Consider the following 15,571-nt stretch of genomic DNA (forward strand, 5'->3'; position numbering starts at 1 on the left):
TAAATACAAAGGTGCATCGTTATGTTGTTTGGAACAGTTTTTACAGAATGTGTTGAAGATGAAAGTCTTTCTTCAATAGAAATAACAGGAATAAGTGTGGATTCTCGGCAAGTTTTGCCGGGCTATGTTTTTGTCGCTGTTCAAGGGAAAAAAAGTGATGGAAGACACTATATAGATGATGCGATAAAGCGTGGCGCACGAGCAATCGTTACAGACTGTCATGCTGTTCTTGAGGATTTATCTGTTCCCATTTTACGTGTTTCTAATGTTCGTCATAGTTTAGCGTTGGCAGCTGCACGTTTTTACGGTTCTCAGCCTGAAACGGTCGTTGCTGTGACTGGTACAAGTGGTAAAACATCTGTTGTCTCTTTTCTTCGGCAAATTTGGACTTATGCTGGATTTTGTGCTGCGAGTATAGGAACGGTTGGTGTTGTTTCTCCTAAACGGAATGTTTATGGTTCTCTCACAACACCTGATCCGGTCGTCTTGCACCGTCTTCTTTATGAAATTTCTCATGAAGGTGTGACTCATGCAGCTCTTGAAGCTTCTTCGCATGGGCTTGATCAAGAACGACTTGATGGAGTCCGTTTAACGGCTGGTGCCTTTACTAATTTAGGGCGAGATCACATGGATTATCACACGGGGGTAGAGGATTATTTGCGGGCTAAAATGAGGTTGTTTGATACACTTTTGCCTGTATCTGCTCCTGCTTTGATTTTTGCTGATGATGTTTATTCACAAAAGGTTATTGATGTTGTTACACAAGCACGCCGCCGTGTCTTGACAATTGGTCGTAAGGGGCAATTTATCACGATTAATCGTGTTGAACATCAACGCTCAAAACAGTGTATTGAGTGTCGTGTGGAAAATAATATTTATACATTTGATTTGCCTTTGGCTGGAGATTTTCAGGTAGCCAATGCGCTTATGGCAGCGGGGTTAGCAATTGCAACTGGTGTTTCACCTCGTAAGGTTTTTTCTGCGCTTGAAACTTTGCAGGGGGCACCTGGGCGGTTGGAATTTGTGGGAAAGACAGAAAATAATGCGCCTGTTTATATTGATTATGCCCATAAACCAGAAGCTTTGGAGCAGGTTTTGCTTTCTGTTCGTCCCTTTACGCAAGGGCGTTTGATCGTTGTTTTTGGTTGTGGAGGAGATCGTGATCAAGGAAAAAGACCTTTGATGGGAAAAATTGCGGCGGATAAAGCGGACATTGTTATTGTAACGGATGATAATCCTCGCACAGAAATGCCAGAAAAAATACGCAAGGATATTTTACAGGCGGTGCCAACAGCAATAGAGATAGCAGATCGTGGAGAGGCTATTTCTTACGCGGTGGAGCTTTTGAAAGTTGGTGATACATTAATCATTGCTGGAAAAGGTCATGAGGATGGCCAAATTATAGGGCAGACAACTTATCCTTTTTCAGATCGTCTGAAAGCGATAGAAGCTTTAGAGGACCGAAAGAAATGACAACTTTATGGGATAAGCAAGCACTTGTTGCTGCAGTTAATGGTGTTGTAATGGGAAGCCTGCCAGAAACTTTTTCTGGGGTTTCCATTGATAGCCGTACTCTTGCGGAAGGGGATGTTTTTTTCTGCATTAAAGGGCATCATCTTGATGGTCATGATTTTGCTGCGCAAGCTTATGAACGAGGTGCAGGCGTTCTTATCGTTGCGGAACACCGTTTGAGGGATATGAAAAAGATATCGGCTCCACTTATTGTTGTTCCTGATGTTTTGCAAGCCTTAGAAAAACTTGCACAAGCTGCACGCAAACGTTCAAGAGCTAAGATTATCGCGATAACAGGATCGGTGGGAAAAACAACGACAAAAGAGGCTTTGAAACAAGCACTTGCAACGGTTGGGAATGTTCATGCGAATCTCGCTTCTTTAAACAATTGCTGGGGGGTTCCACTCACTTTAGCGCGGATGCCTATGGAGAGTGATTATGGTATCTTTGAAATTGGCATGAATCATAGAGATGAGATTCGCCCTCTGGTCAAACTTGTTTGTCCGCATGTTGCTCTCATTACGCATATTTGTGCAGGACATATGGGTTTTTTCAAAAATCTTGAAGAAATAGCAAAGGCAAAAGCTGAAATTTTTGAAGGATTAGATGAAAAAGGAATTGCCATTTTAAATGCGGATAGTGATTTTTTTTCTTATCTCGTTCAAAAAGCAAAGAAATGCGGTGTAAAGAAGATCTTAAGCTTTGGTGAGACTAAAGATGCTGATTATCAAGCGCGAGATATACGTCTTCTAACTGATAGTACTTCTATGATTGTGCGTATTGGGGGGCGGGATAGGAAGGTTCAAATTGGTGCTCCAGGACGCCATATTGTGCAAAATAGTTTAGGGGTTATTGCTGCTTGTGATGCTATGGGAGTTGAGTTAGAGCCTGTTCTTCTTTCTTTTCGCTATTTTTCTTCTCAAAAGGGGCGAGGTGTTCGTTATCGACTGTCTTTATCAAATGGGGGTGAATTTTATCTCATTGATGAAAGCTATAATGCAAATCCTACTTCTATGCGTGCTGCGCTTGAGCTTCTTGCTACAGGACCAGTCGGGGAAGAGGGGCGGCGAATTGCTATTTTAGGAGATATGCTAGAGTTAGGGGAGTATAGTGAAAAGCTTCATCGTGATTTAATAAAGCCAATACGTCTTTCCGGTGCTAATCCGGTTTTTCTATTTGGTGAGGCGATGAAATCTTTAGTCAGTGATTTGTCTGCTGGTGTTAAGGTTCATTATGCTGAAAATATTGAGAAAATTTTATCTCTCCTTTTAGCAGAAATTTCTTCTGGGGATCTGCTTATGGTTAAATCATCCAATAGCCTTTGTTCATCAAATATTGTGACTGCATTGCTTGACCGCTATAAAGCGGTTTCTTCATAGTTTTAAGAGGTTTTTTGTACCATGATGCTGTTTTTTTCTTCGTTTAGTGATTGGCTTCCAGGTGTGAATGTATTTCGTTATATTACTTTTCGCACGATAGCGGCTATGCTTAATTCGGGGCTCATCGTCTTTTTGTTTGGACCTAGCATCATTGCTTCTCTTAAATTGCGGCAGGGTAAGGGGCAACCGATTCGTGCGGATGGTCCTCAAACACATTTTAAAAAGGCTGGAACACCTACAATGGGTGGATTGATGATTTTAACCGGTATTGTGGTATCGGCATTTTTGTGGTGTAATTTATCGAATATTTATTTTTGGGTATCGCTATTGGTTATGCTTTCTTTTGGGGCAATTGGATTTTATGACGATTATCTTAAGGTCACAAAACAAACAGACAAAGGATTTTCTGGGAAAGCACGGTTAAGTTTGGAGTTTTGTGTTGCCGCAATTGCTGCTTTTGTCATCCTACAAATTGGCTCATCTGGATTCGCTTTGCCTTTTTTGAAAGATTATCTTATCAATTTGGGCTGGTTTTTTATTCCTTTTTCTGCTTTTGTTATTGTCGCGACGGGTAATGCGGTTAATTTGACGGATGGACTTGATGGCCTTGCTATTGTTCCTGTGATGGTTGCAGCCTTATCTTTTGCTCTGATTGCTTATCTTTCTGGTAATATGAATTTTGCTGATTATCTCCAAATCCATTATGTATCGGGAGCAGGTGAATTGGCTGTTTTATTGGGAGCTGTTGTTGGGGCAGGGCTTGGTTTTTTATGGTTTAATGCACCACCTGCAGCTATTTTTATGGGAGATACTGGTTCGTTGGCTCTTGGAGGATTATTAGGGACTGTTGCAGTCGCTACGAAGCACGAAATTGTTTTGGCTCTTATTGGTGGGCTTTTTGTTGTGGAAGCTTTTTCGGTCGTTATTCAGGTTGGTTATTTCAAATTAACAAGAAAACGAGTGTTTCTTATGGCACCGATACATCATCATTTTGAGAAAAAAGGCTGGACTGAAAGCCAAGTCGTGATACGCTTTTGGATTATTTCAATTGTTCTCGCTCTCATAGGTCTTTCAACACTTAAATTGCGGTGAGAATGTGATTTCTGTTACGTGTTATAAAGGTCAAAAAGTTGCTCTGTTTGGGTTGGGACAGTCTGGACTAGCAACGGCACAAGCATTGATGCGTGGCGGTGCAGAAGTGGTGGCGTGGGATGATAGTCCTTCAAGCGTGCAGATGGCTTTTCGGCACAATATTCCAACGCGAGATCTCCGTTATGAAGATTGGTCAGAATTTGTTGCATTGATTGTAGCTCCTGGAGTTCCTTTAAATTATCCTCAACCCCATTGGGTTGTTGAAAAAGCACGAAAAAAAAATATAGAAATTATCGGTGATATTGAATTATTTGTTCGTGCGCGCCAGCATTTTTTACAGCATTATGGTTTTTGTGACCAAGATGTTCCTTTCATTGCGATTACGGGGACGAATGGAAAGTCAACCACAACGGCTTTACTTGCGCATTTGTTGGAAAAAATGGGTTATGATGTGCAGGTGGGGGGGAATATCGGAAAGGCAATATTGACGCTTAAGCCATTTGTTAAAAAACGTATCTATGTGATTGAATGTTCATCATTTCAAATTGATCTTACTCCCTCTCTTCAGCCGACCATTGGACTTTTATTGAATTTAACACCTGATCATATTGATCGACATGGGAGTTTTGCCTGTTATGTGCAAACCAAAAGGCATCTGATTGCTCAGGCTTCTCAGGCTTTCATTTCAGTTGATGATGCAGCTTGTCGGGTTTTATATCAACAGTTACTTCATGATGGGAAGCAAATTGAGGCAGTTTCCAAGGATCATTTTGTTGAAAATGGTTTTTATGCAGATGGGACCAAGCTCTTTTCTGTTCGTCAAGGACAGCGCCATATGCTTGCAGATCTTGCTCCTATGGCGGTGTTACGTGGGAGTCATAATGCGCAAAATGCCCTTATGGCATTAGCAACATTGCAGGCTTTAAAAATAACTGATCCTTCTGTGAACAAGCATTTAGCAAGTTATAAAGGGTTGGATCATCGTATGCAGCAGGTGCGTAAAATGGGGGCGGTTTTGTTTATCAATGACAGCAAGGCTACTAATGCAGATGCAACAGCTCCTGCGCTTTCCACCTTTAATGATATTTTTTGGATTGTTGGGGGACAGGCAAAAAAGGGAGGGATAGAGTCTCTTAGAGAATTTTTTCCTAAAATTCGTAAAGCCTATTTGATTGGGAGCGCGGCAGAAGAATTTGCTCGCACTATTGGATCTGCTTTTCCCTTTTCTATGAGTTTAACTTTGAAAAATGCGGTGCGTGAAGCAGCTGTTGACGCAATGGGTTGTAAGGAAAAAGAGGTGACGGTTCTTTTGTCACCTGCTTGTGCAAGTTATGACCAATTTAAAAATTATGAAATGCGAGGCGAAGCATTTGTCTCTTTTGTGATGCAGTTACAATAAAAAAGCATCAGTTATAAAAAAATATTTTTGCGTTAAGACTCCAGAATCTTTTTTTGTGTAATTTAGTTTTTAAAGTGTTTGTTAAACAGGCTGGGGAACCATATCACTTTGAGATAATTTATAAAATGGATAAGGTGGATATCATGGTGACGCGTGCAGATAGAGATCCAATTGCTAATTGGTGGTGGACGATTGATCGCTCTATCTTTGCAGCTTGTTTAATTTTAATGGGAATTGGCATTATGCTGTCTTTTGCTGCCAGCCCTATTATTGCAAAAAAAATCGGAATTGCTGATAGTTTTTATTTTGTTCGGTGGCATATCATTTTTAGCATTTCAGCATTTTTTACGATGGTTACCATTTCCTTTTTTTCGCTTTCTAATATTCGTCGTTTATGTGCTCTTTTGCTCATTGTAACGCTTGCTCTTATGGTTGCAACCTTATTTTGGGGTCCAGAATTAAAGGGAGCACGGAGGTGGATTCTACTATTTGGTTTTTCTGTACAGGCTTCAGAGTTTATGAAGCCAGCTTTTGTGGTTATGTCCGCTTGGCTTTTTTCAGAACAGATACGCAGGAGGGGAATTCTGGGTTATACGTTAGCGATTCTACTTTATGCCATTTGTTGTGTGCTTCTGGTTTTGCAGCCTGATATTGGACAAACAGTTTTAATAAGTGCAACATGGGGGGGGCTATTTTTTATTGCTGGTGTACCTCTTACCATTATTTTTCTCTTTCTCATTTTAGGCGTTGTAGGAATTATTTTAGCTTATCTTTTTCTGCATCATGTGCGCGAGCGTATTAATGGTTTTTTGACAGGTGAAGGGGATACGTTTCAAGTGGATGTAGGACGTGAGGCTATTTTGAATGGTGGTTGGTTTGGGCAAGGCCCTGGGGAGGGAACAGTAAAACGTATCATTCCTGATAGCCATACAGATTTTGTATTTTCCGTTGCTGCTGAAGAATATGGTATTATTCTTTGTTTATTAATTATGATGCTTTTTGGCTTTATCGTTATGCGTTCATTGTATATAGCCATGAATACACGTGATTCCTTTATACGTCTTGGTATTACTGGCATAGCAATGATGATTGGCTTTCAATCAGCGATTAATATGGCCGTTAATCTTCACTTAATTCCTCCAAAAGGCATGACATTGCCTTTTATTTCTTATGGTGGTTCTTCGATGATGGCGATTGCGTTTTCAATGGGCATTTTGCTCAGTTTAACACGTCGTTGGCCAGAAGCGCGCCTTTCAGCTTTTTCTTCATCTTCTGTCTTGGATACCCCTTATGAATGATAAAAAAGTTATTGTTTTGGTGGCTGGTGGTACAGGTGGACATCTTTTTCCTGCTGAAGCCCTTTCTGTTGAATTAAGGCAGCGTGGATATGATGTTCATTTAATAACAGATGAAAGAGCACGACCTTTTGTTCGGTGCTTTGATGAAGGGCATATTCATATCGTTTCATCGGCAACATTTACACGACGCCATCCTTTTGCTCTGATAAAGACGTTTTGGTCTTTGCTAAGGGGGATGGGGCAATCGTTGGCGTTGTTTTATAAATTACGTCCTGTTCTTGTTGGAGGATTTGGGGGGTATCCGAGCTTTCCTCCTCTTTTTATTGCGTCCTTAACGAGGCGTGTAACATTTATTCATGAACAAAATGCTGTTATGGGGCGTGCCAATCGGGTGTTGGCAATTTTTGTGCGTGCAATCGCTGGTGGTTTGTTGTCACCAAAAGGCGCTTATGCTCATAAAATACTTTTGACGGGGAATCCTGTCCGTGAGGCTGTGTTGAAGGCGGCCAAAATTCCTTATCATTCTTCAGAGGGAGAAAAGCCATTTAATTTTTTGATTTTTGGAGGTAGCCAAGGGGCTTCTGCTTTTTCACATATTGTTCCAGAAGCTATTGCTTTATTTGATGATAAGAACCGTAAACGTTTACGAATTGTACAGCAAGTCCGCGGTGAAGCAGGAAGGTTGATCAAAATCTATCGTGATATGGGCGTACAAGCAGAAGTTGCTCCTTTCTTTGATGATATGGCTGAACGTATGGCACATGCTCATTTTATTTTGTCGCGCGCTGGGGCTTCGTCCGTTTGTGAGATAGCGGTGATTGGTAGACCTGCTTTGCTTGTTCCCTATCCCCATGCTCTAGATCATGATCAGGCTGCCAATGCAGCTCTGCTTGCTCGTGTAGGTGGTGCGCAAATTGTATCAGAAAAAGATTTAAATGCACAAAAGCTTTTTTCTCTTTTAATGCACGCTTGTTGTGCGCCCCATTTATTGGAAAAACAAGCGCTTGCTGCAAAAAAAGTTGGACAACCTCATGCAACCCGTTGCCTTGCTGATATGGCTGAGTCCTTAATTGCAGGGCGATTGTTGTCAGATATAAAAGAGGAGCTTTTTAATGAAAATGCCACTTGATATAGGCGTTATCCATTTTATCGGAATCGGGGGGATCGGTATGAGTGGAATTGCGGAGGTTTTTTATAATCTTGGCTATAAAGTTCAAGGGTCAGATCAAGTTGAAAGTGCAAATGTTGAACGTTTGCGGAAAAAAGGAATTAACGTTCATATAGGTCATTGTGCTGAAAACTTAGGGAATGCAGAGGTTGTTGTTTTTTCTACTGCCGTTAAAAAAACAAATCCTGAGTATATTGCTGCAAAGGAAAGACATTTGCCGCTTGTCAGACGTGCAGAAATGCTGGCGGAGCTGATGCGGTTTCGGCGTGCAATTGCGGTGGGTGGTACACATGGTAAAACAACAACCACATCAATGGTCGCAGCTCTTCTTGATGCTGGTCATTTTGATCCAGTGGTGATTAATGGCGGTATTATTAATGCTTATGGTACGAATTCTCGTACAGGAGATGGCGATTGGATGATTGTTGAAGCTGATGAAAGTGATGGTACATTTTTAAAGCTGCCTGCTGATATTGCTGTTATTACTAATATTGACGCTGAGCATTTGGATCATTATGGAAGTTTTGATGCTGTGCGTGAGGCTTTTCGGCAATTCGTAGAAAATGTTCCTTTTTATGGTTTTGCTGTTTTGTGTCTTGATCATCCAGAGGTTCAGTCATTGGCGGGCCGTATTGATGATCGTTGGGTGATCACTTATGGTGCAAATCCACAAGCGGATGTTCGTTTTCTTAATCTTTCGATGGATGGTCAAAAAACGCATTTTGATGTTCTTGTTCGCTCACGCAAAACAGGAAGAAAGATTGAGTTGAAAAATTTGCTTTTGCCCATGGTAGGGCAGCATAATGTTGCTAATGCAACGGCGGCGATTGCTATTGCGCATGAACTAGGCATTTCAAATGAAGCTATAAAAAGGGGCTTAGCAGAATTTGGCGGAGTAAAACGGCGTTTTACGCGAACAGGAAATTGGCGTGGCATTGAAATATTTGATGATTATGGACATCATCCTGTTGAAATAAAGGCTGTTTTGCGTGCAGCACGTGAGAGTGCAAAAGGGCGTGTTATTGCGATTGCACAACCCCATCGGTATTCACGTTTGTATCATTTATTTGATGATTTTTCTGCTTGTTTTAATGATGCAGATACAGTGTTGATTACGCCCGTTTATGCGGCTGGTGAAGAGCCTATTGTAGGATTTGGTTCTCAAGAATTGGTAGAGCATATTAAAATGGCGGGTCATCGTGATGTGCGCTTGATACATAGTCTGGAAGATGTCGTGTCTCTTGTCTCAAAATTTGCTCAGGCAGAGGATTATGTTGTTTTTCTTGGTGCTGGCAATATCACACAATGGGCTTGTGCGTTGCCTCATCAATTAGCGGTATTGGATGGTCATGGTAAATTTTCAGCACATTGATGGTGAGGCGCTATTGGCGCAATTGCAACCACTGTTGGGTGGCGTGAGAGGAAAGCTTACACCTAATGTTGAGATGCGTAAGGTAACGTGGTTTCGCACGGGCGGGTTGGCAGAGCTTTTTTATCAGCCTGTTGATGAAGAAGATTTGGCTCTCTTTCTTCAAAATTTGCCTGAATTTGTTCCTGTGACAATTGTCGGTATTGGTTCTAATCTTCTGGTGCGTGATGGGGGGGTTCCTGGTGTTGTGATTCGTCTTTCGCCAAAAAAATTTGGGCAAGTGAAGCAAGTTTCTCCAAAAGGCTTTTTAGTTGGTGCTGGTACGGCGGATAAACATTTAGCTGCTGCCGCTTTAGAAGCTGAGATTGCAGGTTTTCATTTTTATCATGGTATTCCTGGAGGTCTTGGAGGAGCTCTCAAAATGAACGCGGGTGCGAATGGTGTTGAAACTGCAGCGCGTGTTGTCGAGGTCTATGCGCTGGATCGTAAAGGGCAACGTCATATCTTGAGTGTGAAAGATATGCATTATTCCTATCGTCATTGTGATATTCCTAAAGATTTTATTTTTACGGCTGCTTTATTAGAAGGAAGACTCGGCAATAAAGATGATATTCGTGCTGCTATGGATGAAGTTGCCCTCCACAGAGAAACAGTGCAACCTATTCGCGAAAAAACAGGGGGGTCAACTTTCAAAAATCCTGAGAATACATCCGCGTGGCGCGTGATTGATGAAGCAGGGTGTCGTGGTTTACAGATTGGTGGCGCTCAAATGAGTGAAATGCACTGTAATTTTATGATTAATACAGGGCAAGCAACAGGATATGATCTTGAAGCATTGGGAGAAACAGTGCGTGCGCGTGTTTTTGCAAATTCAGCCCACCTTTTACAATGGGAAATAGAGCGTATTGGTCAATTTGAGCGTGGTCGAAGTGTTTCTCCTTTTGATCCATTTCATTGATTTATTGTTCACTAAAAAAGTGAAAATAAAAAATTGAGTCATTTCAAAGAGATAATAAAAAAATTCTATTAAGAATCAATAAATTAACAAAGAATCTCTTGCATCAGGCTTTTGAGTCTGATTCATTATGCAAAATGCTAGGTTATTGATTCGCAAGGATAAACTTTGTTTTTCCTGTATGTGGTGCTGATGTATTCTATATAGACTACATATAGTATGCGAAAGAGGGTGATTTATTATGAAAGATAAACATATAGCTGTGTTAATGGGAGGTTTTTCTTCTGAACGGTCTATAAGTTTATCTTCGGGGGCGGCGTGTGCTGATGTTCTAGAGGTGCAGGGGTATCGCGTGAGCCGCGTGGATGTTGACGCTCATATTGCTTCTGTTCTTGAACAGTTGCAGCCCGATATTGCCTTCAATGCATTGCATGGTCCATTTGGTGAAGATGGCCGGATCCAGGGGATTCTTGAATATTTAAAAATTCCTTATACCCATTCTGGTGTGATGGCATCCGCTTTGGCAATGGATAAGGGACGTGCAAAAATTATCGTTGAAAATTTTGGGGTTTGTGTTGCTCCTTCTCGTATCATGAGCCGCTTTGCTTTGGGACAAACGCATCCCATGGAGCCTCCTTATGTAATTAAACCTGTGTGTGAAGGATCAAGTTTTGGTGTTGTCATTGTCCAGGAAAATGAAGCAGCACCGCCGCATAGTATTGGGGGAGCTGAGTGGGGGTATGCTGATGAGGTGATGATTGAAAAATATATTCCTGGTCGTGAATTGACTTGTGCTGTTTTGGGGAATGAAGTGCTGGATGTGTGTGAAATTCTTCCCGATAAACACTTTCCATTCTACGATTATGACTCGAAATATAAAACGGGTGGTTCTCTTCACATTTGTCCTGCACAACTTTCACTAAATATTTACCAAAGTGTGCAAAGAATGTCTTTAGCAGCCCATCAGGCGATAGGGTGTCGAGGTGTTAGCCGTTCTGATTTTCGTTTTGATGAGAAAACGGGAGAATTGGTTTGGCTTGAAATTAATACGCAACCCGGTATGACATCGACGTCTCTTCTTCCTGATATTGCAAAAGCGAGCGGCCGTACTTACGGCGATATTGTTCAATGGATGGTGGAGGACGCATCATGTATGCGTTGAATGTTAATAAAACAAATGTTCCGATGGAGGTGCTTTCAGTGCCGGCTTTGCCACGTCTTTATCGTCGTTTTCTCCGGTTTATGTTTGAGTTTGTTTTTGTCAATATTCATATTCCACGCCATTTCGGCTCTTTTGCTGTTGTATGGTTTTTCTTTGTTACGGCTTTTTATGGACTTTCATCAAGTGGTCAGATGGCTGTGATCGTAAATACGATCATATTGGATAGTAGTTTTGTGATCACGCATGTCGATATAAGCGGTAATAAGCGCTTGGCAAAGCAGGATATTTTTAAAATTTTAAAACTTGATGTTGCGCCTTCTATATTCACTTTTGATGTTGAAAGAGCACGTTCTCTTTTGGAAAAACAGGCTTGGGTGCAATCGGCTAATGTTCAGAAAATTTATCCCAATAGAATGCGCATTTCCATTGTGGAGCGTGAACCCTATGCCATTTGGCAACATGATGGCATAATGGATATTGTTGATAATACAGGTCGTGTCATTGTGCCTTTTAAAGGGGAAATTGTTCGGGATTTACCTCTTGTGGTTGGGCAGGGTGCACAAAATGCTGCTAAAGTGTTTATTCAAGCGCTGTCAGTCTATCCGGAAGTATATGATCGTATTCGTGCTTTTGTGCGGGTAGGTGATCGACGTTGGGATCTTGTTTTGAATAATGGAATGCGCGTTATGTTGCCTGAAAATGGTGCTCTTGAAAGGCTTTCTTCTCTTTTTTCGTCCGGTACAATGCAAGATCTTTTATCTCGCGATATTCTCAGTGTTGATTTACGTCTTGCTGATCGAATTACTGTTTCTTTATCAGATGAAACGTTGGAGCGTTATCATACTACTGTAGCAGAAGAAGAACGTATTTTAAAAGCGCGAAAGGCAGGAAGCCTATGATGCTGCTCAGATCACATCATTTGAAGGGGCGTAAAACACGTTTTTTAACGGTACTTGATGTCGGTTCAAGTAAGATTGTTTGTCTTATTGCTTGTTTGCGTCCTTTGAAGCATGCGCACTATTTACATGGTCGTACACATTCTACGGAAATTCTAGGCTTTGGAGTGCAGCGTTCACGTGGTATTAAATCTGGTGTTGTCATGGATATGTTTGCAGCAGAACAATCCATAAGATTGGCTGTTGATGCGGCAGAAAAAATGGCGGGTTTGGTGGTGGATTCAGTGATTGTGAATTTTTCCTCAAGTCGATTACAAAGTGCTTTGATTAATGGAAAGGTCCATTTGAATGGTCGTGAAGTCACCAAGCGTGATATGCGTATGGCCTTTTCAGATGTTTCGCGTAAAGCCTTTGATGCTGAACGTCATGTTATGCACTCAGTTCCAGTTTCTTATGTATTGGATGGAGATAAAGGAATTTTTGATCCTATTGGCATGGCAGGGGAAACATTTGGTGTCGACGTGCATGTGGTAACAGCAGAAACAGCCTCTTTGCGTAATTTAGAAACTTGTATTAATCGTGCACATTTGAGTGTTGAAGCAATGGTTGCTACTCCCTTTGCAAGTGGTCTTGCTGTCTTGATGAATGATGAGGCGCGTTTAGGGGCTGCATGTATTGATTTTGGTGGTGGAACAACAACATTTTCAGTGTTTTTTGAGGGGAAATTTATTCATGCGGATGCTCTTGCTGTTGGGGGGCATCATGTGACTCTTGATGTTGCGCGCGGATTTTCTATGTCTTTAACAGAGGCGGAACGTTTAAAAGTTGTTTATGGTTCAGCACTTTTAACAAGTGCTGATGAGCGGCAAATGATTAATGTAGCAGAAATTGGGAGTGAACAGCGTGAAACTCAATATCCTCGCGCGGTTCTTGGGCGTATCATTCGTGCGCGTGTTGAAGAAATTTTAGAAATGGTCCGTGATTGTTTAAATCGTTCTGGTTTTGGTCATATCATTGGTAAACGTGTTATTTTGACTGGGGGAGCAAGCCAGTTAACAGGATTGCCAGAAATGGCACGTACTATATTAGGAAGAAATGTTCGTATCGGGCGGCCTTTAGGTATTTCGAGGCTTCCTTCTCTTGCAAAAGGGGCGGCGTTTACATCTGCTGTTGGGTTGTTAATTTATCCGCAATTGGTGGGGTTTGAAGAAAAAACAATGCAGGCGGCAGGAAATCATTTATCGATGGGCACGCGTGGATATTTTCAGCGTGTTGGTCAGTGGTTGCGTGAGAGTTTTTAGTTAAGTGTCTAGTTGGATAAATTTCATCGCTTTGGCTTGCGGTGTCTTATGAGAAGGAAAAGAAAATGACGATTAATCTGCATCGGCCAGATATCGCGGAATTGAAGCCACGCATTACCGTTTTTGGTGTTGGAGGTGGTGGCGGGAATGCCGTGAATAATATGATAAATGCTGGTCTTCAGGGAGTTGACTTTGTTGTTGCAAATACGGATGCACAGGCTTTGGCTATGTCAAAGGCTGAACGTGTTATCCAACTTGGGGCAGCTGTGACAGAAGGTTTGGGTGCTGGGGCTTTGCCGGAAGTTGGACAAGCGGCGGCGGAGGAATGTATTGATGAAATTATTGATCATCTTGCAGACTCTCATATGGTTTTCATTACTGCTGGTATGGGGGGAGGAACTGGAACAGGAGCTGCTCCCGTTGTTGCTCGCGCAGCGCGTGAAAAAGGTATTTTGACTGTTGGTGTTGTGACAAAGCCGTTTCAGTTTGAAGGCGCACGTCGTATGAAAACGGCAGAGGCTGGTATTGAAGAATTACAAAAGTCTGTCGATACATTGATTGTTATTCCCAATCAAAATCTTTTCCGTATTGCAAATGATAAGACAACGTTTGCTGATGCTTTTGCTATGGCTGACCAAGTGCTTTATTCTGGTGTTGCTTCCATTACGGATTTGATGATTAAAGAGGGTTTGATTAACCTTGATTTTGCTGATGTTCGTTCTGTTATGCACGAAATGGGTCGAGCCATGATGGGAACGGGTGAGGCATCTGGTGATGGGCGTGCTTTGGCTGCGGCTGAAGCTGCTATTGCAAACCCATTGTTGGATGATACCTCTATGCGTGGGGCGCGTGGTTTATTGATTTCTATTACGGGTGGTCGTGATATGACTCTCTTTGAAGTTGATGAAGCTGCTAATCGTATTCGTGAAGAAGTAGATGCTGATGCGAATGTGATCTTTGGCGCTATTGATGATGAGTCATTGGAAGGTGTTATTCGTGTTTCTGTGGTTGCCACCGGTATTGATCGTGAAGTTAGTGATGTGGTTCAGTCCTCTCATCCTCAGATTCAAAGGACTGCTTCTTCAATACGCAAGAGCGATCCTGGAACGTCACACAGTTCTTTTCATGTTCAATCTTCGCCTCTGCGTTCTGAGTCAATGGTAGAAGTAATCGAATCACTTGAAATAGAGAAGGGTAAATCAACCGGAGAACAGTTCCGTCCCAAAAGTCAAATTTTTGCACATCCTGCAGACTCAATGACGACACGAAGTGCGACGAATGCTGTTGCGTATGGTTCAAATGCTGTTCAGGAACAGAGATCAAATGTGCCTCGTATGCAAGTAAGCCGTGGTTCTCAACAGGCGATGACGGCTCCTGTGAGTATGGAGGCAACAGCGCATGTTCTTGATGAGATGACAGGGCTTGTGAAGCAAAAAGAAAAGCCAGTGCAACCAAAACAAATGCAAGCGCGCGCTCCAATGCGTATGCCTGAGTTAAAGGATTTTCCACCTGTTGCTCATGGACAAAGTCAAAGAACATTTGTGACTGATCAAGGTCCTCGTAATCTTTGGCAGCGTTTGAAACAGAGCTTGACACATCGTGAAGAAGCTGAGCCAGAAGCGAGGTTGGAGCCTGCTGTTAGATCGTCTCAGCAGAAAGAGTCTCATGTTTACAATAAAAATTCTCAGGCGCTTTCTCAAGATGCTTCTGTTTATGTTCCACGTCGTTCTGGTGAGCTGCATCCTCAGGTACCACAAGATCAGCGTACTTTTATAAGTGAAGAAGATCAGTTGGAAATACCAGCATTTTTACGTCGTCAGGCAAATTAATTGATGAAAAATGAGGTAAAGTAAGAAATTTTATTATTTCTTTAATGATCAGACAAAAATTATACAGTAAAATATATTACTGTTTTTTGGATAAAATACTTTGTTAAAAAAAACCGCTTATAATAAGCGGTTTTTTTTTATTATTTACTATGAATATTTTTTATAGTTTTATAAATTTTGTTAAAAGATGTACAAGCAATTTAATAAAATG

General features: G+C 41.6%; 12 protein-coding genes. All 12 read left to right on the forward strand.

Going from position 1 to position 15,571, the window contains the following annotated elements:
- Positions 1 to 21 precede the first annotated feature (21 nt).
- The 12 genes from ACFIO5_RS04740 to ftsZ all read left to right on the forward strand — a co-directional run bounded on the left by ACFIO5_RS04740 (position 22) and on the right by ftsZ (position 15,360).
- Positions 22 to 1,473 (forward strand): UDP-N-acetylmuramoyl-L-alanyl-D-glutamate--2,6-diaminopimelate ligase, encoded by a 1,452-nt coding sequence (locus ACFIO5_RS04740; RefSeq protein WP_375634626.1) that lies wholly within the window; start codon positions 22 to 24, stop codon positions 1,471 to 1,473.
- Positions 1,470 to 2,891: a UDP-N-acetylmuramoyl-tripeptide--D-alanyl-D-alanine ligase gene (locus tag ACFIO5_RS04745; RefSeq protein ID WP_375634625.1), complete on the forward strand. Its 1,422-nt coding sequence runs from the start codon at positions 1,470 to 1,472 to the stop codon at positions 2,889 to 2,891. Before ACFIO5_RS04740 ends, ACFIO5_RS04745 begins: the two co-directional genes overlap by 4 nt.
- 21 nt (positions 2,892 to 2,912) lie before the next feature.
- Positions 2,913 to 3,983 (forward strand): phospho-N-acetylmuramoyl-pentapeptide-transferase, encoded by a 1,071-nt coding sequence (gene mraY, locus ACFIO5_RS04750; protein WP_375633003.1) that lies wholly within the window; start codon positions 2,913 to 2,915, stop codon positions 3,981 to 3,983.
- A gap of 4 nt (positions 3,984 to 3,987) precedes the next feature.
- Entirely contained in the window at positions 3,988 to 5,382 is a 1,395-nt protein-coding gene (gene murD / locus ACFIO5_RS04755) for a UDP-N-acetylmuramoyl-L-alanine--D-glutamate ligase (protein WP_375633001.1), read from the forward strand.
- A 143-nt stretch (positions 5,383 to 5,525) separates the two neighbouring features.
- Positions 5,526 to 6,680, forward strand: coding sequence for an FtsW/RodA/SpoVE family cell cycle protein (locus tag ACFIO5_RS04760; protein ID WP_375632999.1), 1,155 nt, complete (start codon positions 5,526 to 5,528; stop codon positions 6,678 to 6,680).
- Positions 6,673 to 7,809, forward strand: coding sequence for an undecaprenyldiphospho-muramoylpentapeptide beta-N-acetylglucosaminyltransferase (gene murG, locus ACFIO5_RS04765; protein WP_375632997.1), 1,137 nt, complete (start codon positions 6,673 to 6,675; stop codon positions 7,807 to 7,809). The genes ACFIO5_RS04760 and murG overlap by 8 nt, the downstream gene beginning before the upstream one ends.
- Entirely contained in the window at positions 7,793 to 9,220 is a 1,428-nt protein-coding gene (murC, locus tag ACFIO5_RS04770; protein WP_375705129.1) for a UDP-N-acetylmuramate--L-alanine ligase, read from the forward strand. Before murG ends, murC begins: the two co-directional genes overlap by 17 nt.
- The gene (gene murB, locus ACFIO5_RS04775; protein WP_375634623.1) at positions 9,198 to 10,175 is read left to right on the forward strand and encodes a UDP-N-acetylmuramate dehydrogenase; all 978 of its coding nucleotides are present in this window, start codon (positions 9,198 to 9,200) and stop codon (positions 10,173 to 10,175) included. The genes murC and murB overlap by 23 nt, the downstream gene beginning before the upstream one ends.
- 238 nt (positions 10,176 to 10,413) lie before the next feature.
- A complete protein-coding gene (locus tag ACFIO5_RS04780) occupies positions 10,414 to 11,334 on the forward strand; it encodes a D-alanine--D-alanine ligase (RefSeq protein WP_375662083.1) in 921 nt (306 codons plus the stop codon).
- A complete protein-coding gene (locus ACFIO5_RS04785; RefSeq protein ID WP_375636807.1) occupies positions 11,322 to 12,233 on the forward strand; it encodes a cell division protein FtsQ/DivIB in 912 nt (303 codons plus the stop codon). Before ACFIO5_RS04780 ends, ACFIO5_RS04785 begins: the two co-directional genes overlap by 13 nt.
- Complete coding sequence (gene ftsA, locus ACFIO5_RS04790; RefSeq protein ID WP_375613372.1) at positions 12,230 to 13,531, forward strand: cell division protein FtsA; 1,302 nt, start codon at positions 12,230 to 12,232, stop codon at positions 13,529 to 13,531. Before ACFIO5_RS04785 ends, ftsA begins: the two co-directional genes overlap by 4 nt.
- Before the next feature lie 65 nt (positions 13,532 to 13,596).
- Positions 13,597 to 15,360 (forward strand): cell division protein FtsZ, encoded by a 1,764-nt coding sequence (gene ftsZ, locus ACFIO5_RS04795; RefSeq protein ID WP_375632991.1) that lies wholly within the window; start codon positions 13,597 to 13,599, stop codon positions 15,358 to 15,360.
- Positions 15,361 to 15,571 lie beyond the last annotated feature (211 nt).

The sequence above is a fragment of the Bartonella sp. AA86SXKL genome (assembly GCF_042196885.1).

What these genes read in the sequence shown, in the direction of transcription:
- ACFIO5_RS04740 (WP_375634626.1), top strand. Translation starts at nt 22, where the DNA reads ATGTTGTTTGGAACAGTTTTTACAGAATGTGTTGAAGATGAAAGTCTT.
- ACFIO5_RS04745 (WP_375634625.1), top strand. Translation starts at nt 1,470, where the DNA reads ATGACAACTTTATGGGATAAGCAAGCACTTGTTGCTGCAGTTAATGGT.
- mraY (WP_375633003.1), top strand. Translation starts at nt 2,913, where the DNA reads ATGATGCTGTTTTTTTCTTCGTTTAGTGATTGGCTTCCAGGTGTGAAT.
- ACFIO5_RS04760 (WP_375632999.1), top strand. Translation starts at nt 5,526, where the DNA reads ATGGTGACGCGTGCAGATAGAGATCCAATTGCTAATTGGTGGTGGACG.
- murG (WP_375632997.1), top strand. Translation starts at nt 6,673, where the DNA reads ATGAATGATAAAAAAGTTATTGTTTTGGTGGCTGGTGGTACAGGTGGA.
- murC (WP_375705129.1), top strand. Translation starts at nt 7,793, where the DNA reads ATGAAAATGCCACTTGATATAGGCGTTATCCATTTTATCGGAATCGGG.
- murB (WP_375634623.1), top strand. Translation starts at nt 9,198, where the DNA reads ATGGTAAATTTTCAGCACATTGATGGTGAGGCGCTATTGGCGCAATTG.
- ACFIO5_RS04780 (WP_375662083.1), top strand. Translation starts at nt 10,414, where the DNA reads ATGAAAGATAAACATATAGCTGTGTTAATGGGAGGTTTTTCTTCTGAA.
- ACFIO5_RS04785 (WP_375636807.1), top strand. Translation starts at nt 11,322, where the DNA reads ATGTATGCGTTGAATGTTAATAAAACAAATGTTCCGATGGAGGTGCTT.
- ftsA (WP_375613372.1), top strand. Translation starts at nt 12,230, where the DNA reads ATGATGCTGCTCAGATCACATCATTTGAAGGGGCGTAAAACACGTTTT.
- ftsZ (WP_375632991.1), top strand. Translation starts at nt 13,597, where the DNA reads ATGACGATTAATCTGCATCGGCCAGATATCGCGGAATTGAAGCCACGC.